This is a genomic window from Cohnella silvisoli, from assembly GCF_021190915.1.
Classification (GTDB): Bacteria; Bacillota; Bacilli; order Paenibacillales; family Paenibacillaceae; genus Cohnella; species Cohnella silvisoli.
In genome coordinates this window covers 170,673-194,900 of record NZ_JAIOAP010000003.1, presented here as the reverse complement: position 1 = coordinate 194,900, position 24,228 = coordinate 170,673, and the positions used below count along the sequence as shown (strand labels likewise).

Annotated in this window: 18 protein-coding genes; 1 reads left to right on the top strand and 17 read right to left on the bottom strand. The window is 49.7% G+C overall.

What is annotated here, in order from left to right; genetic code table 11:
* Positions 1–52 precede the first annotated feature (52 nt).
* The 4 genes from K7P76_RS07610 to K7P76_RS07595 all read right to left on the bottom strand — a co-directional run bounded on the left by K7P76_RS07610 (position 53) and on the right by K7P76_RS07595 (position 6,294).
* Positions 53–1,849 carry a type 2 periplasmic-binding domain-containing protein gene (locus tag K7P76_RS07610; protein WP_232184631.1) on the bottom strand — a complete coding sequence of 599 codons (1,797 nt, stop codon included), beginning with the start codon at positions 1,847–1,849 and terminating at the stop codon, positions 53–55.
* 140 nt (positions 1,850–1,989) lie between these two features.
* The gene (locus K7P76_RS07605; protein WP_232184630.1) at positions 1,990–3,609 is read right to left on the bottom strand and encodes a response regulator; all 1,620 of its coding nucleotides are present in this window, start codon (positions 3,607–3,609) and stop codon (positions 1,990–1,992) included.
* A 32-nt stretch (positions 3,610–3,641) separates the two neighbouring features.
* Complete coding sequence (locus tag K7P76_RS07600; protein WP_232184629.1) at positions 3,642–5,393, bottom strand: sensor histidine kinase; 1,752 nt, start codon at positions 5,391–5,393, stop codon at positions 3,642–3,644.
* Between the two features lie 4 nt (positions 5,394–5,397).
* Entirely contained in the window at positions 5,398–6,294 is an 897-nt protein-coding gene (locus K7P76_RS07595; RefSeq protein WP_232184628.1) for a helix-turn-helix domain-containing protein, read from the bottom strand.
* A gap of 124 nt (positions 6,295–6,418) precedes the next feature.
* Between K7P76_RS07595 and K7P76_RS07590 the strand changes: the two genes are divergently transcribed.
* Positions 6,419–8,092: a glycoside hydrolase family protein gene (locus tag K7P76_RS07590; protein WP_232184627.1), complete on the top strand. Its 1,674-nt coding sequence runs from the start codon at positions 6,419–6,421 to the stop codon at positions 8,090–8,092.
* An 86-nt stretch (positions 8,093–8,178) separates the two neighbouring features.
* Here the strand turns inward: K7P76_RS07590 and K7P76_RS07585 are convergent, their stop codons facing one another.
* From K7P76_RS07585 to K7P76_RS07525, 13 genes are all read right to left on the bottom strand, one after another.
* On the bottom strand, positions 8,179–8,601 hold the full coding sequence (locus K7P76_RS07585; protein WP_255678405.1) for a Uma2 family endonuclease: 423 nt from the start codon (positions 8,599–8,601) through the stop codon (positions 8,179–8,181).
* Between the two features lie 15 nt (positions 8,602–8,616).
* Positions 8,617–8,781, bottom strand: a complete 165-nt coding sequence (locus tag K7P76_RS07580; protein WP_232184624.1) for a hypothetical protein — start codon at positions 8,779–8,781, stop codon at positions 8,617–8,619.
* Positions 8,782–8,816: 35 nt separating this feature from the next.
* Positions 8,817–9,395, bottom strand: coding sequence for a Uma2 family endonuclease (locus K7P76_RS07575; RefSeq protein ID WP_232184623.1), 579 nt, complete (start codon positions 9,393–9,395; stop codon positions 8,817–8,819).
* A gap of 129 nt (positions 9,396–9,524) precedes the next feature.
* Complete coding sequence (locus K7P76_RS07570; protein WP_232184622.1) at positions 9,525–9,836, bottom strand: hypothetical protein; 312 nt, start codon at positions 9,834–9,836, stop codon at positions 9,525–9,527.
* Between the two features lie 29 nt (positions 9,837–9,865).
* Entirely contained in the window at positions 9,866–10,588 is a 723-nt protein-coding gene (gene tatC, locus K7P76_RS07565) for a twin-arginine translocase subunit TatC (RefSeq protein WP_232184621.1), read from the bottom strand.
* Between the two features lie 5 nt (positions 10,589–10,593).
* The gene (locus K7P76_RS07560; protein ID WP_232184620.1) at positions 10,594–10,806 is read right to left on the bottom strand and encodes a twin-arginine translocase TatA/TatE family subunit; all 213 of its coding nucleotides are present in this window, start codon (positions 10,804–10,806) and stop codon (positions 10,594–10,596) included.
* Between the two features lie 37 nt (positions 10,807–10,843).
* Positions 10,844–15,427 carry a galactose-binding domain-containing protein gene (locus tag K7P76_RS33415; protein ID WP_232184619.1) on the bottom strand — a complete coding sequence of 1,528 codons (4,584 nt, stop codon included), beginning with the start codon at positions 15,425–15,427 and terminating at the stop codon, positions 10,844–10,846.
* A gap of 156 nt (positions 15,428–15,583) precedes the next feature.
* Complete coding sequence (locus K7P76_RS07550) at positions 15,584–17,194, bottom strand: response regulator transcription factor (RefSeq protein ID WP_232184618.1); 1,611 nt, start codon at positions 17,192–17,194, stop codon at positions 15,584–15,586.
* Positions 17,187–18,920, bottom strand: a complete 1,734-nt coding sequence (locus K7P76_RS07545) for a sensor histidine kinase (protein WP_232184617.1) — start codon at positions 18,918–18,920, stop codon at positions 17,187–17,189. The genes K7P76_RS07550 and K7P76_RS07545 overlap by 8 nt, the downstream gene beginning before the upstream one ends.
* Before the next feature lie 34 nt (positions 18,921–18,954).
* A complete protein-coding gene (gene nagA, locus K7P76_RS07540) occupies positions 18,955–20,151 on the bottom strand; it encodes an N-acetylglucosamine-6-phosphate deacetylase (protein WP_232184616.1) in 1,197 nt (398 codons plus the stop codon).
* 65 nt (positions 20,152–20,216) lie between these two features.
* Positions 20,217–21,278: a Gfo/Idh/MocA family protein gene (locus tag K7P76_RS07535; protein WP_232184615.1), complete on the bottom strand. Its 1,062-nt coding sequence runs from the start codon at positions 21,276–21,278 to the stop codon at positions 20,217–20,219.
* Between the two features lie 51 nt (positions 21,279–21,329).
* Entirely contained in the window at positions 21,330–22,193 is an 864-nt protein-coding gene (locus tag K7P76_RS07530; protein WP_232184614.1) for a sugar phosphate isomerase/epimerase family protein, read from the bottom strand.
* Between the two features lie 28 nt (positions 22,194–22,221).
* Positions 22,222–24,147: a DUF4838 domain-containing protein gene (locus K7P76_RS07525; RefSeq protein WP_232184613.1), complete on the bottom strand. Its 1,926-nt coding sequence runs from the start codon at positions 24,145–24,147 to the stop codon at positions 22,222–22,224.
* Positions 24,148–24,228: the final 81 nt, after the last annotated feature.

Sequence of the window (24,228 nt, the reverse complement as noted above, 5' to 3'; positions counted from 1 at the left end):
ATGATAGAGCCGCGAATCTTTCGATCCGCGGCTCTTGTTGACCGAACTTCGTTTATTTCATGAGCCCGCGTTCCTTGAAGACTTTCTCCATTTCCACCTGAGCTTCGGCATATTTCGTTTTTTTCATAAACTCCGTCTTCAAATCTTCCCAGTTTTTATCGAATTTATCTGGCTTAACCGCGTATAGTTTGGCTGATTTATTGTTGTAGAAATCCGACCATAACCAGTTGCCGGGGCCATTCGTCAGATCGTCAACGCCTGCGAGCAGTTTGCCATCCCGCTCCAATGCGCTTGTCGTCACATAACTGGAAGACATTTCAAAGATATCCGCTACTTTATAAGGATAGCTGCGCGGCCAGTCGAACGGATTGTAGCCGATTAATCCCGGCGCGGCACTGAACGCCTTGGAATATTGCTTAGGAAGGCCCTTGCGTCCAAGACCTTTTTTGTAATATTGCTCATCGGCGATGCTGCCATCCTTATTCTCGAGCAAGGCCTGGTGCAGCGCTTCATCCTTGAATACTTTTTTGTTGTCCTTCATTTCCCACAGACCAAGGCTTTCCGGTCCCCAGATGATTAGATCCATCGCTTCGTCCGAGTAGAACCAGTCGAAGTATTTAAGCAGACGAGGAATGTCCTTAAAGTCCTTCTTCACGAAATACTGAAACGCAGCAGGGTTGAACGCGTCGATCCCGTTACGTACGAGCCCTTCTTTCTTGGGCATCGTAATGTGGTGGAACATTTTCCCCGGAGCAATCTTGTCTACGGCTGCATTGGCGCTTGGCGCATCCATCAGTACGAGAGCTACAGCCACTTGACCGCTAGCTTGCTTCTCTTTCAACTGCTCATCCTTCTGTATGGCGAAATCGGGATCGAGCAGCTTCTCGTTGTAGAGCTTATTCAGGAATTGGAAATATTCCTTGCCGTCTTTGTCTCCGAACGGCGTGCCGGATACGGTATTGTCGTCTGCGTGATATTGCCAGGAGCTGCTGACGCCGAACATGTTCGCCAGGTGATGCTGCGCCCACCATGGAATCGACATCGGAATAACATCCTTGTTTCCGACCTTCAGATTCAATGCTTTTACTTTTTTCAGAAATTCGTAAAGATCTTCAGGCGTTTTGATTTCCGGTTCGATCTTAAAGTCGTCATATGTCGGCTTTTGTTGGGTTTCGTTAATTTTTTTCTCGATTTCTTTCAACGGAGTGTATTTGTAGCCCAATTTATCGAGAATGTCTTCCCTGATTACGAGGCCCCAGTTGGCGCCCGGCATACTATAAATATCATTGAATTGCGGCAAGGAAGTATCGACCCACAACGAGGGGATCGAATACAATTTCCCATTAAAGAAAGAATCCCGCCACGAATCTATCGAACCGTACTTCAACAAATTCGGCATGTACTGTTTAATCAAATCCCCCAGTTCCGCATACTGTCCGCTGTTGGCGACAATCGACGCGTTGGACTGGGCATAGATGACATCCGGCAAATCGTTCGTCGCCAGAAGCATATTGAATCTTTCCTTAAACGTGGAGCCTTGGTTGTACAACACTTTGCTTACTTTTACGTTAAACTTGGACTCGACGATCGGCGTCAGAACATCGTTCGGATTGTCCGCAAATTGCGGAGGCGAATCATTTTCTTGATAGAAGCTGTACTCCAGCAGTTCTTGAGGTGCGTCCGACGGCTCTGACGATGCAGATGAAGCGGATGGCGATGACGCCTGAGAAGCCGACGGCTTATCGGCATCCTTATTCTTAGCGCATCCGGCTAATAACGCAACCGTGAGAACGACCGCCAAACTTAACGACAACGTTCTGATCAACCTTTTTTCCCATTTACCCCTCATGCCTATTGTCCCCCTGCTCAATTGATAAGTGCCCTTATAGGATGGCAACTCATTATAGCCCGATTGTAATCGCTTTCTAATTCACATCCTTTAGACAAAGTTGCAGTTTTTATAGCCCCTATGTGCACTATTTTTAGCGTTCATTGCATTTTTTTTGTGCGATACTGAATCGGAGTCATTCCGGTCAATTGCTTAAAGATTTTGCAAAAATAATGATAATTGTCTATGCCCACCTGCGAGGCGATGTCGTACACTTTATCATGGGTTGTCCTCAGCAGAGTCTTGGCTTTTTCTATTCGTATCTTCTGGAGAAAAACAACGAAATTCTCATCGGTTTCCCTTTTGAACAGATCGGAGAAGTAAGCGCTGTTCTTGTTTACGACCGAAGCGACGATTTCCAACGACAAGTTGCCGGCATAGTTGTCCCTCATATAGCTTATGGCCTTGGCGATTTCAGGCCGATATTTGCCTCTTGAGCTTGTCAGCAGCAGCTCGCTCAACCGGAGCATGACCCCGACCAAGTAACCTTTCACTTCTTCCGCCGTTTCCAACAAATTAACGGCCTCGTAAGGGGAGTGCCCCGATTCGAAAAGGTCCTGTTCGGCGATTCCGTGGTCGCGCTGCTGTTTCTTGATAAATGAGATGAATTCAAAATTAAAGGTGTGCGCTTCTTCCAGCGAAACCCTCTGCTCGGCTATTTCCCTGTACATTTCCGTGATGACCTCGGTGATTCTCGCAGCGTCGGTCAGCGCAAGCAAAAGCGTTTCCTCAAACTCCTTAAAGCCCCTGATCGGCTTTCGCGTATAATCGCTCACTTCCGAATAATGAATGATCCTGTTCTTTCCGAAGAAATAGACTCCGGCGATCGAAGCCTGCGCCTGACGATAATAGTCGGAAATATGCGCAACAGAGGAGCAGTGGTTGCTCACCCCGACAGAAGCGCCCAGACCGAAACGTTGTTGAATTAGGGAAAGCACTCGGTTGGACAAATCATGCAGCAGATTTTGCAGGTACAAGAAGCTGGGAACCGACTCAAAGCCGAGCAATAGAAGTATTTCTTCGTTGTCCGCCGCATAACAGTAGCCGGTGGAGGCATTCACGATTTCGAGGTTGATTTCATCGGCAATCCGCGCTTTTAATTGCTCGGACGAGCGGTTTCCGGGTTGCGGCTTCCCGCCATTGTGATCATGAAACTTAACGATCATGACAACGCTGTGCTTGATTGAGAAATACAGTTCCAGTTGCTCTACGCTTTCCGCTATGACCTTCGGATTGGTCATATAGCCGCGCAATAGCTGCTGGAAGAAGCGGCTTCGCTGCATCTGAAGCGATTGTGCCGCAATCGCTTTCCATTTAATCAATTGCTCGTTCTGCTGCCGTTCCCCCTCCAGTTTAACGATGAGCCCGCTAAGCGCATTCTCCAATATTTCAGGCTCAAGCTTATGCTTTATCAAATAATCTTGCGCCCCCAGAAGCAGCGCATCCTTTACGTAATCGAATTCGTCATGGCAGCTTAGAATCATGATTTTACCCGGAAAAGCCGTTTCCTTCAGCCGAGACATTAACGTAATCCCGTTCATTCCAGGCATCCCGATATCAAGCAGCACGATGTCGGGCTTGTACTCGCCGATTTTGTCCAGTGCGTCATTCCCGTCGACCGCATCCTCGGTCAATTGAAAGCCGCGCTTCTCCCAATCAATCATCGTCCGGATATCCATCCGCACGTAATATTCATCGTCTACGATCATAACCTTGTACATGCGCGATCAGCCTCCATATTGGGGATTCATTCTTATATCCGATAAGGAATGCGAACGGTGCTTACAAAAGAAACGCCGTGCAGGCTATGGAACGAAATGCCGTAGTCTTCCCCGTAATGCAGCTTGAGACGTTCGTTTACGTTGCGAAGCCCGAGTCCGCCGAACCGGCGCCCATCCTCCTTAGGCTTCCCCGTCAATATTAGGCGGAGAGCGGCTTCCTCCATCCCTTTGCCGTTGTCCTCGACCTGCATGACGATGTCGGCACCTTCACGATACATGCGGATGACAATTATGCCTCCCTTGTCTTTCAGATCCAGCCCATGCAAGATGGCATTCTCCACAAGCGGCTGCAAAATCAGCTTGACCGTCAGGCAATCGGACAAGCCGTCCTCGATCTCGAATAACGCCTTGATCCGATTCGGATATCGGACGTTCTGCAGCTCCAGATAATGCTTTACCATCTCCAGTTCTTCTGACAGTGGAATGAATACCGTGTTCTTGCTGATGCTTAACTGCAGCAACCCAATCAAGCTCGTCGTGGTCCGATAGATGAGATCCTGCCCGTTCAGGCGGGCCATCGACTTGATCGAATTCAGCGAATTGTACAAAAAATGAGGCGTGATTTGCGCTTGAAGCGCATCCAGTTCCGCGCGGCGCTTCATGACATTTTCCGTGTCGAGCCGAACGAGCAGCTCTCGGATTTCCTGAATCATGCTGTTGTAGCTCTGAGTAAGGACACCGATCTCGTCTTTCCGTTTGGAATGGATCGTCTGATTCAGCTGACCATCCTTAACCCGGCGTATCGACGACAGAAGATTTTTGATCGGATCGGTGAACTTCCGCGCTAGAAAGTAAGCGGCCATGATCGATAGGATGAAGCAGGCGGTTACGATCGCTATCATCGCTTTGTATATGAGATTGGAATTACGGGTTATATAGTCTATTGAAAGCTCGACTACAAATATCCAATCCGATTTCGTCGAGTAGACGAAGCTGATGTACTTCGGACCGCTGTCCCCTCTCCACACGAATCCTCCCGAAGTCTTCATATCGATGACTTTGTCCAGATAGGGGGCATCCAGTTTCGTGCCGTATTTGGCAGGATCCTTAACATATATCGCGTTTTTGTGCATGTCCGTGACGTGAAAAATGGCAGGTTCCCCATCGAAGCCGGCCTGAAAGTTGTTGTTGATCGTCTGGTCCGCAATGTTGATCAGCAGGACGCCGAGGGGTTTGTAGGTATCGAAGCTGTAGACGGTCCGCGCCAGCGTCATAACGTAGCGATTGCGAGACACCGTCCCTTCATCGAATTCGTTCTCATGCATCCCGATCCACAACGGCATCAGATTGTTGTCCAGTGCCGCTTGATAAGACTTATTGCTGCGGCAATCCGGGTGATTTGCAAGATTCTGGGAGCCCACGCTGATCAGGTCCGCATTGTTAAGACAGAGATACATGGAGGAAACCTCCGGCTGAGCCATCATGACGTTGGTCATCAGCTTCTCTATCGTCCGATACCTCACGTTTCGGTCGAACTCGCCCTGATTGAAAATATCGTCGTTCTGAACATTCGGATCGGTAACCACCTTCACGCTGGCGTTCACCACATCGTCCATCAATTGGTTAATGGTTGAAGTCGTCTGCGATAGAACCGTGCCGGCGTACTTTTCCGCTTGCATCTTGACTACGTTGGAAGCCTGATAATACAAGAAAACGCTTACGGTAATCAACGGAATGACGGAAAACAGAATCAGGTATACGGTTAATCGTCCTTTTATCGGCATCGTCTTAGATCTCCACCTTCAGCTGATCGAAGTCGGGATGCTTGGGTAACGACCGGTAATCCCCGGGGGTTGATCCGATTATTCCACGGAAAGTCTTGATGAAATAACTCGCATGAGTAAAGCCGCAGGCTTCACCGACCTGAGCGATCTTCAGATCCGTATACCTCAGCAGCCAGACAGCGCGTTCGATTCTTACTTTGTTTATATACTGCATCGGTTTAATTCCAAGCTTCTTCTGGAATAAACGGCAGAAGTGGTACTTGGTCAAACCCGATGCTTTGGCCAGTTCGTCCAGGGACAAGTCTTCGCGATAACGCTGGCGGATGAGTGAAATCGCATGCAAGAGCGGTTCGGGAATGTCGCCTGTCCTGACCAAGCTGGACGCGTCGGCATACCGATGCATTTCGAGAATGAACCGATACAGCGACGCCGCAATATCGTACTGATCGGCAAGCGGAGCCTGGACGATATCGGCGTACAGCTCTGACAGAATGCCCAGAGGCGCGGATTTCGGCGGGAGCTCGAACACCGGCCCTATTTTCCCCTCTAAAGCGGACCAATGCCGCAAAGCGTCTTCCCCGTGGATGGTGACGAAGAAATACTCCCAATGCGTCTCTCCCTCCGGCAAATAATATTCGTGATCTCCCGGCACCTTGCACATAAACGCGTGATGCTTAGGAAGCGAATGGATCTTCTCGCCTATTCTAAGCTCACCTCGGCCGGATAAGGTGTATTGGAAAATCGCGGCGCCCTCTTGCCCGCGGCTGAGCCCGTTCCAGCGATAGGATGCGGACTCCGCCTTCTCCCAACCGATCCCCTCGAGACGAATAGAGACGTTGAAACGATCAACATAATGAAATCCGATTGTCTGCGGCTTCGTTATCGTTGGGTTTAAGAGCAATATTGTTACACTCCCATTCATATATTTTCTATATATATCATACAACCGATTCACTATGATAGGTAGAGAAATGGAATAATTAACAGCAATCTAATAGGATCAATATTCACGAGGAGGATTTAAGATGGATCCCATTCCATATGCCGACCAGAAGGTCGGAGGAGATTTATATCGGAGGGCGATGCTGAATTACGACAGGCTGGAGACAGAGGAGTACCGGTTTCCGACGATCTACCGGGAAGGCGGCTATTCATGGCCGGGCGATTGGGAAGGACGGACGATTCTCGCTTTGACCATGCTGGCGCAAGCGACGAACCGGGAACCCGTCTATCTGGAAGAGATCATGGCCCGACTGCCCGAACGTCTGAATGCACAAGGCTATTTCGGAATGATCCATGCGCAAGGCACAGTGGACGAGCAGCAGCTTTCCGGGCATAGTTGGTTTCTAAGAGCGATGGCGGAATACCATCTGTGGAAAGGCGACGACCTCTCCCTTCGCATAATTGAGGACATAACCCGCCATTTGCTTCTGCCTGCCCGCGGCTTATATGAGAAGTATCCTGTCGAGCCGGAAGACCGTAAGCCGTCCGGAGAAGCGATCGGCAGCCTGTTTGAACGGAAAGTGGGCGATTGGCTCCTGTCCACGGATGTCGGCTGCGCCTTCATTATGCTGGATGGCGCGACCCACGCTTACCAATTGTTAAAGTGGCCGGAACTCGGTGCGCTGCTGGACGAGATGATCGGCAAGTTCCGGACGATCGATCTAACCGGGCTGTCCTTCCAAACGCATGCGACGCTGTCCGCTCTTCGGGGCATACTTCGTCATTACGAGACGACCGGGGATGATGGTTTGCTTGACTTGGCGCGAGACGTCTTCGCCCTGTACAACCGGGAAGGGATAACGGAAAATTACGCCAACTACAACTGGTTCGGCCGGCCGGAATGGACGGAGCCCTGCGCCGTAGTCGATTCGTTCATCGTCGCGGTCGAACTGTGGAAGCACACGGGAGAAGCGTCTTATCTTGAGATTGCGCACGGCATCTTGTACAACGGCCTGGGGTACGGGCAGCGTCCGAACGGCGGCTTCGGCTGCGATTGCTGCTCGGGAGCGCATGATGACTTGCTTCATCCTAAGGAAGGGTTGTTCGAAGCTTACTGGTGCTGTACGATGCGCGGCGGCGACGGCTTGTCCCGCGCGATTGAATACGGCTATTTCGCGGATGCCGAACGGAATACAGTGACCGTTCCTTTCCTGCGGGAGAGCGAGGCCGAGATTCGACTCGCCTCGGGGCGTCTGACGCTTAAGCAGACGACGGCGTATCCGATTGAGGGAAGCATACGGCTTGAGGTGGCGGATTCAGACATAGAGAAGACAGTAATGGTGAGGATCTTCGTACCCTCTTGGGTGGCGCGAACGGACCTTGTGTTTCGCGTAGATGGCAGTGAGATAGCCGCGACTATCGCTGACGGATTCGTCGAATGGACGGGAACACCGTGCGTTGGTTTGACGCTGGAGCTGCGTTTCCCGATCGGGCTTCGCTTGGGCAACCAACTGAACATCCATTCGCTGGCTGACCGCAGCAGCCTCTTTCACGGGGCGCTGATGCTCGGGACGGAAGACGCAGGTGCAGGATTGCAGCTAGATTCGCTTGATCCGCTGAATCTTGAACACGTCGCTGGCGCGAGCTATGTGGCTCGGGATCGAAATGTGAGTCTGCGGCCGATCCGCGACATGCTGGAGTTATCGATGGAACAAGCGGTTGCCGACCGCCGGCAGGTGTTGTTCCGGATGGAATAAACGGACAAAGCCGTATTTTACGCGTCGGTTGTTTAACCTTGCGTAAAATGCGGCTTAATTAATTTCTTCGCTTCCCTCGCCAAACCTTAATTTGATGACGAAAGATTCCGTATTTGAATTTCCCTAAAGATGTCGCCAATAACAAAAGAAACACACGGGAGCTTGTCCGAAGTTACCCGGTCATCGCCTTCAAATAAATTAAAAAGCTCATAAGTCTCACCAACAATCCGATATTGCTCAAGCGTTTCCGTATCCGAGTTTACGACCCAATACTCTGGGACGTTATATTTTGCGTATATCTTCGCCTTGACTACTTTATCCCTTTTGCGGGAATGGGGAGAAACAATTTCCACCACCAAATCCGGCGGTCCTTCAATCCCTCGGGCTGATACAATATGCATTCGACTGCGGTGAATCATCAGAATATCCGGCTGCAGCACATTCGTTTGGCTCAAGATTACATCGAGAGGTGCATGAAAAATTTCATAATCCGATCTGCAGCTTTGCATGAGTACAAATTCCAGTTAGCTGCTAACCGCTTGGTGCGCTACTGACGGACTCGGAGACATCATCTCCATAGCCCCCTCGATAATTTCATAGCGTTGTCCGTCATCCGGCATCGCCGCATAGACGTCATAAGTCATCTGCTGCTCTTTGATCCGGTCATCGTCTTTCTTGTTCTCCGTCATAGGCGTACATGCCTCCTAAACAAAAATAGCACCACTCAAAGCATTTCCTTAAAGATGTCGCTAATTACAAAAGAAACGCAAGGCAGCTTGTCCGAAGTTACCCGATCATCGTCTTCGAATAAATTGTATAGCTCATAAACCTCGCCAAGAAGCCGATATAGCTCCAGCGTACGCGTTTCAGAGTCGACTATCCAATACTCCGGGACGTTATATTTAGCATATATATTCGCCTTGACTACTTTATCCCTTTTGCGGGAATGGGGAGAAACAATTTCCACCACCAAATCCGGCGGTCCTTCAATCCCTCGGGCTGATACAATATGCATTCGACTGCGGTGAATCATCAGAATATCCGGCTGCAGCACATTCGTTTGGCTCAAGATTACATCGAGAGGTGCATGAAAAATTTCATAATCCGTCCTGCAGCTTTGCATGAGTACAAATTCCAGTTCCCTGCTAACCGCTTGGTGCGTTACTGACGGACTCGGAGACATCATCTCCATAGCCCCCTCGATAATTTCATAGCGTTGTCCGTCATCCGGCATCGCCGCATAGACGTCATATGTCATCTGCTGCTCTTTGATCCGATCATCGTCATTCTTGTTCTTAGTCATAGATGCACATGCCTCCTATACAAAAATAGCACCCCTCAAAGCAACACGTATTGTGTTTGGCTTTGTGAGGTGCTTCCCCGTTTGCTATTACTCTATTATGCGCATGCACGCTTCTTCTGTCAATTTCGCTTAATTCTGATAAGGTTCTCCTACCTTGAGAAATGCGGCTTGACTGGAATGCATTCTCGAAATCCAGTCGGAACTGGAATAATGTCCGAATGCGCCTTTCCCTGCCTGCGGTTTCAAGGATTCCACCCCATCGGGGGCGAACACGTTCTGTTGTTCTAGTACGCTTATATTAGGGACGAACGCGTTCTTGAGATAAGGATAGAAAGAAGGTCCCAGAACAGCCGCCATAATCGTAAGGATTGAACCCCGGATAAAATGGCGGCGCGAGTCCGATTCAACATAAAGGTTGCTGCGTAATTGTTCCATCTCCATTACCTTCCCGCCTTATCAACAAATATAGTTTATGAATGCTCTTGTCTACTGTAAATGTATCCGGATAGAATCACGCTTGCTTCATAAAGAACGATTAACGGGATCGCCACCATAAGCACGGAAATGACATCCGGAGGGGTGACGAACGTAGCTGTAATCAGTAATAGCATATAAGAGTAACGCCGCCATTTTCTGAGCAGCATGGGCTTCAACAGACGAAGTCTAGTTAAAAACATAATAATGACGGGCAATTCGAATAACAGCGATAACGGCAGCAATATATTGAACATGAATGAAAAATACTGGGCAATCCCATAGGTTTCGACCAAATCCAAGTCCTCGTTAAAGGTCGAGGTAAATTTAAATACATTCGGAAATACGATGAAATAGGCGAAACCAAGTCCGACGAAAAACAATACAACGGAATACGGAATATATCGCAATGCGGCCTTTTGCTCTAGCTCCCTTAGCCCTGGCTTAACGAATGACCAGAGGTGATAAAGAGTAAACGGAACCGTAACGACTAATGAAATCAGGAACGCAACTTGCAAGTAAACCCGCAATCCGTCCCATGGAGTAAACGCATTCCAAGTGATTCGTGACGCAGGTTCAGCCTGTTTGAAATATTCCAAGATCGGCCCCGCTATGAAAAAACCTGCAATCATCGTTGCGGCCAGCATAAGCAAAATCCATACAAGCCTTCTGCGCAGCTCACCCAAATGTTCGCCAAGCGCCAACGAATCTTTGAGCATAGATGTCACCTGCCGGTTTCGTCGGAACGAATCTCTTTGCGGGACTGCGATGAGGCTTGCGGTTCCTCATCCCCTCCTACAATCTCTTTGGCACCGCTTTTTAGTTCTCTGAACGTTCTACCTACGGCACGGCCTAACTCGGGAAGCCTTTGCGGTCCAAACAACAGTAAAGCCGCAATAATAATTAATACAATCGTTGAAGCGCTGAAATGAGGCATTCGATTCATCTCCCTCGGGATTTTAGTTGATTCAAGGTTATGCTTTGTACATGTTGCCGATTTCGGACGCGGTAAGCGCTCGGTTAAAAACATTGACTCCCCTGATCTTGCCATGATACCAAGCGATATTCGGCGCGGTCTTATGACCGAATGTGAGCGCGTTGCCGTTGATCGCGACATTCCCGGATATTACCTGCGAACCGGTGCCTTCCAATACGCCGTTTAAATATACTTTTACGTAGCTCCCGTCATAGACGGCGGCGATATTGTACCATTTGTCGGTTTGCAAAACGGTGCTGCAACTGGCGGTCGTTCCGGCGGTATACCAGCCGTTGTTGGCCGTGGCGATCTGTACGTGACAGGCGCCAGTCGAACCTACGTTAAACCGATAGCTGTTGCTCTTCTCCAATAGGGCATAGTTGCTTCCGCTTGACGGCAGCTCGAACAGATTAACCCATGCCGACAATGTAAATCCGTTTACAGCGTCCAAATTGGGGTTGTCGGCGACGCTGATATAGTCGTCCACTCCGTCGAAATTCGCGTAGCCGTAGAAGAACACCACACCCCCGTATGCCGTGCCGTTGTTAGTGCCCGCGGAATCGTTGGCATTGTTCGCCAACTTCCAATCGCATGCCGGTTTCGGAGCCCGTCCCGTATCATAGACTTGGAACTCGTCAAGTGCCCAGCCCAAAGTGCCGGAATTGCCGTAATAGGCGGCGGCAACATCGAGCAGCACATATCTTGCCGTAATATCCGGGAAGTTATAAAGCTTGTTGCCGGAAGTCGCGCCGGTTACCGTCCGAACCGTTATCCAATTTGTATTGTCCGTCGATGTTCGTATCGTGTAATCCGTCGGGTAATCGTCCGTCCCGCAGGCGATAACGGCCTGATTTATGGATACGATACTCCCAAGATCAACCTTGAAATCCCATGGCACCCTCGCGTTCGACTGCGCGAACGTGCTCTTGTTGCCGTCTACCGCCTTCTCCGGACCTGTAGCCGCAGGGGGAGTGCCGTTCAACATGAATGCGGATTTGTTAAGCGCAAGGTTGGCGCTTGGCGTTGCCGCCGGATAAGCGTACCCGGCCGGGTACTTATCGCTTAGGACGATATAATCGATACTGAACGATCCGCTTGACGGTTCGTCATTTACCGGATCGATACGCAGCTGTTTCAAGATGCCCGTCCAACCGGAAAGCGTGGACATATCGACAATATACTCCGAATAACTCGGGTCATTCGGCTTGATCGCGAACGACTTGGCGTTCGTTTCGCTAATCGCGCTTGTCGTCGTCGCAAAATAAATTTTCGCATTGCCGCACGGACCATCGTTTTTCATTTTAATTCTCATATAACGCTTGCTTCCGATCGCGATGTTCAATTGATCGGCCGACAAGATCGAAGGATCGTTGAAACGGATCGTCCCGTTCAGGAAACCCTTGCCGTCCGTGCCGAAGACATCGATTCCGGTTGCCTTCCAATCTTCCGTGTTGTTGTAGGCCGCATCGAAGTTCCATATTCCCGCAAATGGGATGCCTGTGTTGTAAACCTGGAACTCGTTAAGCGCCCATCCCCACGTTCCCGAAGCGCTGTAAAATGCGCCAGACACATCGAGGAGCACGTATCTGGCCACGATATCCGGGAAATTGTAAAGCTTGTTGCCGGAAGTTGCGCCGTTTACGATTTTGACCGTTATCCAGTTCGTATTGTCAGTCGATACTTGGATCGTATAGTCAATAGGGTAATTGTCTGTCCCGCATGCCAGAACGACTTGATTGATGGTCGTTACGACGCCCAAATCGACTTTAAAATCCCATGATGATCTTGTATTCGACTGCGCGTACGTACTCTTATCGCCATCCGCCGCCTTCTCCGGTCCAGTCGTGGCATAAGGAGATCCGTTCAGCATATAGGCGGTTTTGTTAAGCGCCAGATTGGTGCTCGGGGTAACCGATGGATACGTATACCCTGACGGATATTGATGGGTCAGCAAAATATAATCGATGCTGAAGAGTCCGCTTGACGGTTCGTCATCCGCCGGGTCGATCCGCAGTTGCTTGAGCGTCCCCGTCCATCCGGAAACCGTCGACATATCCACGATGTATTCGGTATAGCCGGGATCATTCGGTTTGATCGCGAACGACTTGGCGTTCGCGGGGCTCATCGCGCTTGTCGTCGTCGCGAAAAAGATTTTCGCGCCGTTGCACGGACCTCCGTTTTTCATTTTAATTCGGATATAACGATTGCTTCCTATCGCAATGTTCAATTGATCCGGAGATGTAATGGAAGGATCGTTTGACCTAATGGTACCGTTTAGATAACCTTTCCCGTTCGTGCCGAACCAGTCGATCCCGCTTGCGGTCCACCCCTCCGTATTGTTGTAATTGGAGTCAAAATTCCAGGACCGGCCGATCCAACCTTTCGGGAACAGCAGGTTCATCCGCAGCTTCTGGACATCCGTCGGAATCGTATCCGTATGGGCCGGATTGCCGGTGAACGTTGACCGCAGCGCATCCACGTAACCGAAACCGCCTAGCTTGCCGGGGTTAATCCAGTGGCCTTCGCCGTATTCCGACCAGTTGTCCACGATGGCCAGTTGTTTCCCCAACTGACCTGACGGCAGCGACGGCATGAACGTATTTTTCGCCCAGCCGCACAGGTCCAGAAAATCGGATACCGATACTCTGCCGGAATACGGCCCGTCCCATCCCTCCGTACTCCAGCCGACCGAAATCGTAGGAAGAATGCCCAGATTGCTGCCTGCATTTTTCTGCGCTGTCATCGTGCTTTTCATGCTCGCCGTATTGCTAGTGAAAAAAGAGTAGGCGTAACCGTAGTCGAAGCCCATCTCGTAACACTTCTCCAAAAAGTACCAGTCCGGATTGGTGTCGATCCTTGCCAGAAATATTCCCCCGGCAAACCCCAGATTAACGAGCTGCTGCCTCAAGTAATCCATTTCGACTTTGACGGCTGCGGCCGTTTCGTATTTCGATAACCACATTCCCGCTTCGAACGCCAGCACCGGCTTATTGTCGATCGTAAAATAGCGCGTGTCTTTGAAATAATGTTCAATCCAGTAGGGAACATAGATGCTTCTGAAAAGAGAACTCATCGGCGCGTCCGTGAAAAAAAGCGCAAAATCGACGTAGCTGCTGTATTTACTATTAAAGTATGCCTTCTCGATCGAGTTCACGACGAGGGGAGGATCCTTGAACGGGATCGGCTCTCCGCGGAAAACGATTTCCGTCGAATACCAGCATTCCAGGAAGAAGTCTATCCCGTGTTCCGCCATGTACTTAAGCTCCCAATCCATGGCTTCCGGATTTCCTTCGTCAAACCACCCCATATACAAATCGTGCTCGGGATACTTATAGGGCCATTCCCAGCCCAAATGATAACCTTCCCGCGATCCCGCGAATCGCTGCGTGCCGATATAATGGTTGTCGCTTGCGCACAGAACCGGTGCCGGAACATAATCTACGGGCTCCTGGGGTTTGGCGTATAACAAAATATCGTCCAACCACCATTCGCCTGGCGCAGCAATGCCGGTAGAATACTTCAGCGCGTTGAAGCCGCTTACGGCATTGTTGAACCCGACGTTTGAAGCTCGCTTCTTGCCGTTGACATAGATGTCGGCCGTATCGGTTGCGGGATCCGCATCTACTTTAATGGAGTACCATAGATTGGCATAGTAGTTGTCCCATATCGATACCGGGCTCCCTCCTGAATTCACATAGCATATATTTCCGCCGTTTGTTACGATTTTGACGCCGGTCGTGTTGCCGTTCAGAAGCTCCGCCCCCATGCCGTCCGATTTGGAGGGCAATAAAAACTTATACTCCCAAACGGTCCTCCCCGTCAGGTTGGACACCGTTTTCCCAAAAGTCACGTTGGCGCTCGAGCTCGTATCGGTCAATTTCAAGCTATAAGGTTCGGAGCCGGATATCGTGTTCCAATAATAGACGCCGGCCGTGCCTCCGGTACCTCCAACAGTCCAATCATCCGGCAGGCTGCCTTCCGGGATCGCGATAAACTTCTCGTAAACGGCATAACCGGTATGGATCTTAACAGGGTAAAAAAAGAGACTCCCGGTAGCTTCGTCAGACGTCGTGAAATAAAAGCCGTTTATCTGCGGAACCGAATTTCTAAAAGCGGCTCCTTGAGCCTTAAGAATCCCGTTAACATAGATGTCGGCCGAGCTTGCGCCGAGATCCGCCACGACCTTTATTCCATACTCCGTGTCCACGCTGCAAGATTGAAGCGTCACCGCATTTCCCGACGCGTTCTCGTAGCAAATGTATCCCGAAGAAGTCACGATTTTCACGGCGGGTATTCCTTCGCCGTCCAACCGCCATTCGACGCCGTTCATCTGGTCGAGCAGCTTGAATCTGAATTCCAGCGTCAGTTTGCCGGTGGTTTGGCTCGCAATCTGCTTTTTCATCGTAACTGCCGCTATCGTGCTGTCAGCCGTCACCTTGAAAGAATTGTAATACTTAAAGCTGTAAGTTCCGCCCGAGCTGTCAACTTCCCAACCCGAGATTTTCTGGTGGGTTCCGGAAGGGTCCCCGGAATAATTCCCGTCAAGAAAAGAAAACATCTCATCCAGCAACTCTACTGCCACGTCAATTCCCTCCCTATTTTGAAAGCGTATTCATAATTTTATTATGGAATTCAATTCTCGGGATTGCTATCAAAATGGTGCGCACTTTTTGCATTATCGTGACATCACCGCCCACAACAAAACCACCGGGAATGCAATCCAACGGTGGTTGTTAAGTCAACGTATTCGTTTGGTTCGATATTCTTGCGGGGTTACTCCGTAATACTGCTTGAACACTTTCGAGAAATACGGCAGATTCGGAAACCCGCTTTGAAGGGATGCTTCCGATACGGACTTGCCATCGTTATCCAGCAGCGTTCGCGCATGGTCCATTCTCACGCTTTGCACGTATTCCGTCAACGTCTTTCCCGTCTCCTTCCTGAACAATCGGGATAAGTACGCTGGATTGATGAATACGCTGTTGGCTATGATGCCCCTGTTAATATCTTCGGCAAAATGGGCATGAATGAAAGCCATCGAATGAAGGACAATGTCGGAATAGGGCTCCGTTATGAGTCCCTCCGCGTTCCTAAGCTGAATACTAACTTTCACCGCCCGTTGTGCCCATTGCCTGAACCGCTCCACGGAACGAATCGCTTTATTTTGTTCCGAAATCAGATTCATCAACATCTGAGTCGACAGCCCTTTTTTAACTTGAACGCTAAGCAGCATGTATACAACGCCGAAGTACAACGTTTCCAGCGCATCCGATCCGCCGCCTTCAGCCTCCATTTGACTCAAGTAGTTATCAAGCTTTCCCAGCACTTCGCGTTCCTTGTTCATTTCCAACAGCGGGATCCATTCCACGACGGAGGGAACGACGTTGCGCGTATTTAATGCCCGTTCTCCCAAACTCTCCGTACTGAGCACGGCGTTCATATGCTGCAAATTGTTTCGCTCCACCGCAAGCAATTGTTTATATTCCGTCGGCAGCTCGGATAGGGGAATGCTGCAGCCGAGATAACAGGAGAGATCGCAATGGAAATATTCATTGCACGATCGAATATAAGCTTCACAGCGTGCTCGCCATTCCTGCGATCTAAACGGTTTATTGGCCGATTGATATACTAGCAACAAGAGTATACCCGTACCATCGCGGATGACATCGCCATCCTCCTCTTGCAGAACGATTTCCTCTGCGGCTTTTTTAAGGGCATATTCCATAATCTCTTCATCCTGCGCATTCAATTCTTTGTGCCAGAATTCCACGCTGATCAAGATCGGAATGACCGAATCGTTCCCAGTGAGGGGAATTCCATAGGAAGTAAAGGCGGTATTCAGCTGCGCGGCGGTCGGCGAAATCCGGTTATCGATCACGTTGCACCAGAAGCGCTCCACCAGTAATGGGCGTTCCACCTTCCACATCTGCTTATAAGATTCATACAACTGTTCGAATTGTTCGTATTCTCTCTCTGTCTGCAGCGAAACGATAGCTTTAAGTACAGCCTGCTTCAGTTCCTCCAAATCTACCGGTTTAAGCATATAATCTTGCCCGCCAGCCTTCATCGCCTGTTGCGCGTAATCAAAACGGGCATGTCCGGTCAATACGATAGACTTTATGCGCAGCCCTTGTTGGTTTAGCCATTCTAAGAAGCTTAGTCCGTTTTCGCCGGGCATCTCGATATCGACAAGTACGACGTCGACGGATTGGCTGACCAGAAGCTTCCGGGCATCATTGACGTTTAATGCCGTCCATACCCGAGTAATACCGATGCCTTCCCAATCGATCCCCTCTACCATCCCGTCGAGAGCATACTGCTCATCGTCAATAATCAGCAAGCTATACATTCCCGGGTCCCCCTTCCTCTATCTGAACAGGAAGCATCAATTCAACGCTTGCCCCGCCTTCCTCGCGATTGGATAAAATCATTGTAAATTGCTCGCCGAATAATAGAACGAAACGTTGATAGACGTTGCCGATTCCTACCCGCTCGCCTCCATCCGACAGTATATCGGGCTGCCGACTGATTTGAGCCAGTTCATCAGCTGGAAATCCGCTGCCGCTATCGCGGACGATAATGCGGTAAGTGTCGGAATCCTCCTCGCGCTCTGCGCTGATGTCTAACCGGAAAGGCTGGTTCATATCTTTAAACCCGTGCTGTATACTGTTCTCCACGAATGTCTGGACGGTCAACGGGGGGACAAGCAGGTCTCTGCACGAGTCTGCGCAATGGATGGCAAAGGACAAATGATTCGGAAATCGAAGCTGCTGAATTTCCAAGTAATTGCGGGTGTGTTCCCATTCTTCCGCCACGGTCACGAGCGATCGATCCTGCTGCAGCGTAAAGCGAAAATGCGCCGCAAGATGCATGGACATTTTCTTGATCGTTTCGGTCTTATTGACGACTGCCAAGTGATATACGATATTTAAGCAATTTAAATAAAAATGAGGTCGGATTTGACTGAGCAGCCGCCTGTAGTCCGCTTCCCTGATTTTCAATTGGTGTTCCAGTATATTAATGGTCAAATGCTCGATTTTCTGCGCCATTGCGTTAAAAGTATCGATCACGAACGAGAACTCTCCGGGGTAACGGGGCGGTATGCGCAGGTCGAATCGTCCCCTGGCCATGCCGCGCATTCCCTTGATTAGCGCATTCATGGGGCGTATGAGCATTCTTTGCATAACCAGAATGTACAGACCGATAATGAGGATCACAAGTATGGGCATGGCGTAAAGCATGAATTGGAAAAAAGCAAGCGGTTTCAACATTTTCGATTCCGGAACCGCTTTGACGAGGGCAACGTCGGACAATCTCGATTGCTGGATAACCGCAACATAATCCCGTTGATTCGAAAAATCGGGGAAAACCTGATACTCCGTGCTGTTTAACTTCAACGCCCTGCCGATCGCATCAATCTGCTGAGGCTCCTGCCGCCGATGCAGGAGATCGACGCCTTTGTCGTTGACGAGACCAACGTAATCGTTAACGTCCCGGCGCAAATCCCCCAACGTCTCGATCATATCCTGCACGCTGACGATTGCGCCGACGTAGACGCCGGAGGAGCCGGCCTGCAGCCGGACGATCGAAGAAGGATCACCGTCCAACGAGTGCCATCTGTCCGTCGCCCCCTTCTCCAGCAAATCTTTAATATTTTCGTGAAGATACTCCCGATTGTCTCCGCTAGTGTATTCGCCGAGAACGAAGTCGTCATTGCTTTTAACGTAAATAAAAAAGTTGCTGACCGTTCGGAAGAAGCCTTTGTCGCCGGTCAGTTTTTTCAGAAGCACGTATTTGCTGTAAATATAATCTTTATTGCCGTACGGATACGAGCTTAAGGCTTTAATGTCCCCATTATGAACCATCAAGTTAACAAGATATAAATCGAGATCGGCAAGACGGTCGTCAATTTGCTTCATGGAAGTAGACAAGAGCTCCCGATTCGATTCCGAAGCTTGCATGCGAATTTGGTCCCGGCCGTAATAGATGCTGTACCAAAGGAACAGAACAAGAGGGGTTATGATTAAGACGAAGCTGATAATAAATTTGGCCCGCAAGCTTTTCTTCATATCCATCGTCATCGCATCCAATCCGTCCCTTTATCAAGTCTCATCCACTTATAGAACGGCCTCGAACCCAAACGTTGCGCATCGCTAAATCAGGGGATAGCAGCAATACGTTCGCAAGCTTGCCGGTTGCAAGACTCCCCATCTCGGCATCAAGACCGAGAAGCCGGGCAGGATTGCCGCTTGCGAATCGGCTTACCCGTTCGACGCTGAGCCCAACTTCACGGACCATAAACCGGAACGCTTCGATCATGGTCAACGTACAGCCCGCCAAATTGCCTCCTTCTTTAAGTCGGGAGACGGAATCCTTCACAATGACATCGAGTCCGGCGATCGTATAGGAGCCATCGCTCAGTCCGGAAGCGGGAATCGCGTCGGTGATCAGAATCAACCGATCGTCCGGTTTAACCCTCGACAAGAGCCGAATACAGGCAGGATGCACATGATAGCCATCGGCAATAATTTCCGCGCTGATCCGATCTTCGCTAAGAACTGCCCCTAAAGTGCCCGGTTCGCGATGGTGCAAGCCTTTCATCGCATTATACGTATGCGCAGCATGACGCAGCCCGTGCCCAACTGCTTCGAGAATGCATTCATAAGTCGCATCGGTATGTCCGCAGGTAGGGACGATCCCGTGCTCGCTTAACCATTGAATAACAGCCATGGATCCATCCAACTCCGGCGCAAGCGTAAGCATCTTGATGAGTTCGGGAAACTCGCTAACCCAGCCTTCCAGCCAGTCCAGCCGAGGAGGAACAATATGCCGGGGATCTTGGGCGCCTGGCCATCGCGGGCTAATGAACGGCCCTTCCAAATGGACTCCTACGAGTTCGGCATATTGTACTCCCCCGCTCCGATAAGCGGCCGCAGCGCTGATCACCCTGCTAATTGCTTCCTGCGGAGCGGTAACCGTTGTGGCCAACATTCCCGTCGTGCCGTGCCGGCCATGATAACGCGTTATCGTATCATACGCCTTGGCATCGGCTTCCATAAAATCGCGGCCGTTACCGCCATGTACATGTACATCGATAAAGCCCGGAAGCACCCATCCTCCTTGTGCGTCAATTGCCACAACGGAAAGGCCTTGCTCGAATTTCCGTCTATCGAATTGTTCCGAGTGTCCCGCATACACAATCCGTTCACCCTGCCAAACCATGGTGCCCTTATCGATAACACCGTCGTTTTCCATGACTATTTTCCCATTATAAATGATCGTCATGCAGTCAGAATGGGCGTTCATGTCCTCGCCCTCCTTCAACAATCTCTTAGATTGATTCTATCATAATTGACAGCTGCCGCTTTGGGTCAGTCGAACACAATTTCCCTTTCTTCCTCCCCAGATTGGTAAACGGCGCACAATATCTTCATGATCTCCACGCCGTCTTGAACCGATGCGATTGGCGTATGGCCTGTTTGAATGCTGGAAATGAAATGATCGATTTCGTTCTGGAACGAGCCATTAACATCGATGGAAAGATGGTTCACCTGCGGGTTGAGATTCATGATCGTATCGTATTTCTCGGACACAATCATAAACTCCGGTTCGATCTCGACTCCTCCTAGATCCCCGTACAGCCTGACGCTGATCTCGTCTTTCTTGGCATGCAAAGTAAAGCTTGTTTCTACGGCCAGCGTGGCTCCGTTGTGGAAACGAATGAAGGCTACGGCTAGATCTTCCACATTATTTTTCTGAGCGTCATAATCGGCTGCCTTATAGAAATTCAATCCTTTCACATGCGATCGGTTTCCAAGCTTGCTATGAATGGCGCCGTTAACCGACTTCACTTTCGGTTTCCCCATTAAGTACCAACACAAGTCGATAATGTGCACGCCCAGGTCGATTAACGGCCCTCCTCCGGAACGGCTCTTGTCGGCGAACCAACCGCCCGGATTTCCAAGTCTTCGCAAGCAGGATGCCTTGGCATAATAAACTTCCCCCAATTCGCCGTTATCAAGAAACTGTTTGGCCAATTGGGCATTGGGATCGAACCTCCGTACGAAGCCGACTTGAAAAATTTTCCCATTTAACCGCACGCTTTCCTCGATCCGCAACGCTTCCTCGACCGTTCGGCATAGCGGCTTCTCTACCAGCACATGTTTTCCCGCATTCAGGGCTGCTATCGCGATTTCGGCATGCGTATTGTTCCATGTGCAAATACTGACCCCGTCGATATCCGGATCTTGGAGCAACTCCCGATAATCTGAGTATGCCTTCTTCGCATTGTATTGCTCGACCGTTTTTTCAGCCCGCCCTAAGTTAACGTCGCAAATCGCATAAATCTGCGCATCCGGATTGTTCTGATAGGAAGAGAGATGAAGACTGGATATGCTGCCCGTACCGATAACTCCAATATTAATCTTGCTCATAGCGTATTCCTCCCTAAAATGTGTTGCTAAGAACGCATAACTCGTCTTGTGTTATACCTCGTTCCAAATTCTTCTCGCATTGTCCAATCCGACTCTAGTGCCGTAAAGACAAGGTTCATTCCCTTCGAACTCCAGAGAAATATAACCGTCATACCCGGAATTCTTGATGATCTTGAGAATTTCGTAAATATTAACGTCTCCTTGATCTACAATCGTGCAGCGTATGGAATTCCCTCCCGCCGTAGGGTACCAACCCTCTCCATATTGGCGGATTCCCGACCGAAGACTAAAATCCTTCAGATGAATCATCGAAGCGATCGGAAGATTTTTTCTCACGGCGACTACGGAATCTTCATCCGCGCACATGAAATTGCCAACATCCAGCAATGTCCGGAAATTACCGCGATCCACGGCGCGCACGAGCGCCTGAACTCTGTCGCTGGCCTGAATATAATAGCCGTGGTTCTCGACGCTCGTAACAATATGATATTGATCCGCATAATCGGCGATCTCTCTGCATGCCTTCACTAGCGCGGGAAGATCCTGCAGAAAGCTGTGGATCGTCGCCTCCGGGATTTCTCTGTATGCGACATCGTGGCGCATGTGCTTTGCGCCTAAAGCATGCGCGATATCCACTTGCTTCTTTACCCGTTCGATCTCGGCTCGGTAACTGAGCTCATCTGGTTGGATAAAGTTGGCGCCTATCGCGTAATTGGAAATTTCAATGCCGACATTTTCCGCCTTCGTACGTATCTGGCGTATTAAATCCGGATTGTCGTCTAGTGAGAAACCGATCGGAACAATTTCAATATGCTCTCCGCCGTGATCGGCTACCCACTGAACGAGATCGAGAATCGTTAAACCGTCGCTTTGAATGGCGCGGTGCAAGCTGTATGAACTAACGCCCAGCTTCATGACTTTCACTCCTTGTTTGTCGTTTACCCTAATCCCAGATCAATACCCGCTTCGGATTTTCTTTCAGATCGTTCAAAAACTGGATTTGATCGTCGCATAGATGCGACAGGAAGATCCTGTCTTCGGCAGCGCCTTTTACTTCGACGGGAATGGTGACGAATAATTGTTTCATCTCATTTTTCAGCTCGATCGCTTTGTCCATATAGACTTCGAATTGCTCAATATCGGAAATTCCGCCGATGTCGTACAAGTATCTTCCCTGCATCTGATAATAAATCGCTTCCGCTTCTTTCAATGTGATGAGCAGAATGTTTTTTTCATCGATCAACCGCTCTTTCTGCTTGCCTGATGCGTGTTCTGTCAACCGTTCCAGCAAGGCCAAGCCCTGCACGTAAAGATCGATGCTCCGTTTGATTCGCTCGATATGTTCGCGATGAAATTCATGATTCTGTGGAGGGATGTTTCTAAGCGCATCGATGAAACCTTCATATCCGCAGAAGGTCAGCATGTCGTACGAAGCATGTTCAATGAGCGAATCATATTCCAGCATCTCTTCGATGCTATCCGGATAGCAACTTTCGTAAAACTCTCTTAAGCTCTCATCTGCTTTGAAATCCGTGTTCCAGGCCGCTTTCGCAAACACGTACAGGTTGGAAGAGTACGCCCACCAGCTGAATCGGCCGAACATCAATGCGGCTGCATTTCGGATGCCCATCGCTTTATAATGACGCAAATCTTCCACGATCACTTTTGTCATGCTCAGCTTCATCTTCGTAAATAAGATGATGTCCGCGTAATAATCGAATACGTACGTGTTGACTCCGAATTTGCGGTACGTTTCGATCAGCATTTGGTTATAGCGCCTGTTCATCTCGCAGCTTGGATCTCCCAGGCTATGCGCATAACATCTTTCCCTCGCGGCAAATAGACCGTAAACATTGCTTCGCGGTTCGTTGATCACGTTGTTCATATCGATCGTGTCATGATATAACAGCATGTCGATTTTCATCTCCGCGTTTTGTTCGCGGATTCCATCGGCGATGCGATTGATGACGTTCAACTGCTGCGTTGCGGGGGGCATGTCTTTGCATAAACGGCATTCGCACCAACTGCCATCGTTTACATCGGCAAACCATAGGCGGAACATATCGACGTAAGGCTTTCTTACAATTAGGGCTTTGACTCCTTCGGTTAATAAATTCAGTGCCTCGTCGCTAGAGCCGCAAACATTGCCGCTCTTTATGCGCTGACCGTTCTTCTCTATGAATAAATAAGGCTTTTGCTCAAACCATTCCCGGTCCACCAAACGCTCGACTCCATGGCCTCCGAACTCGTATCTCATGCCGCGTTTTTTGATTTCGCGGATGACGGGTTCGAACGCTTTCAATTCACTGGAAGGATTCGCATGGACATGAAACGAGTTGATCCGATTTTTACCGCACCAGTCTATCGTTTCGATCATTTCTTCTATCCACATTTCCGCGGAATCTTTGGACGCATCCTCCGTAAAGCTGCGGATTTCGAAATCAGGGTTTTCGATCGCGTCGAGCTCTTCGAGTTCGATCCGGCTGCGAGAAGGAATAACCGCCCCTCGTTCGCCAGCTGAATACCATCTGCAGCCCAATCGCTCCAACAGGGCATATACCGCGTACAGAATTCCTCGGCCGCATTGACCGGCTAAGATCAATCCTCGATTAATGCTCTTAAGCATAAAACCGTCGTAAGTAAGCAGCTCGCCGTTCAAATCGCAAGCCGTAACTTCCTTGCACCACGTAACACTTCCAATGAAAATCGAAGCACTTTCGTGTGCATGGTCAGCGCTCCGGACAGGCAGTTCGCAGCCGGAAATGGCCAATACGTATTTTTGCAGCTCTTCAGCTGCGAATAAAGCCGTCGTCTCTTGTTCGACAACGATAGACGCCATCGCTCTTCCATCTCTTACGATCTCCATCATGATTCCGCTCTCCTTATCCATCCCTGTGCAGGATTATTCGCTCTATTCGTTCTTGCATCATTATGAATTTTTATTGATCCG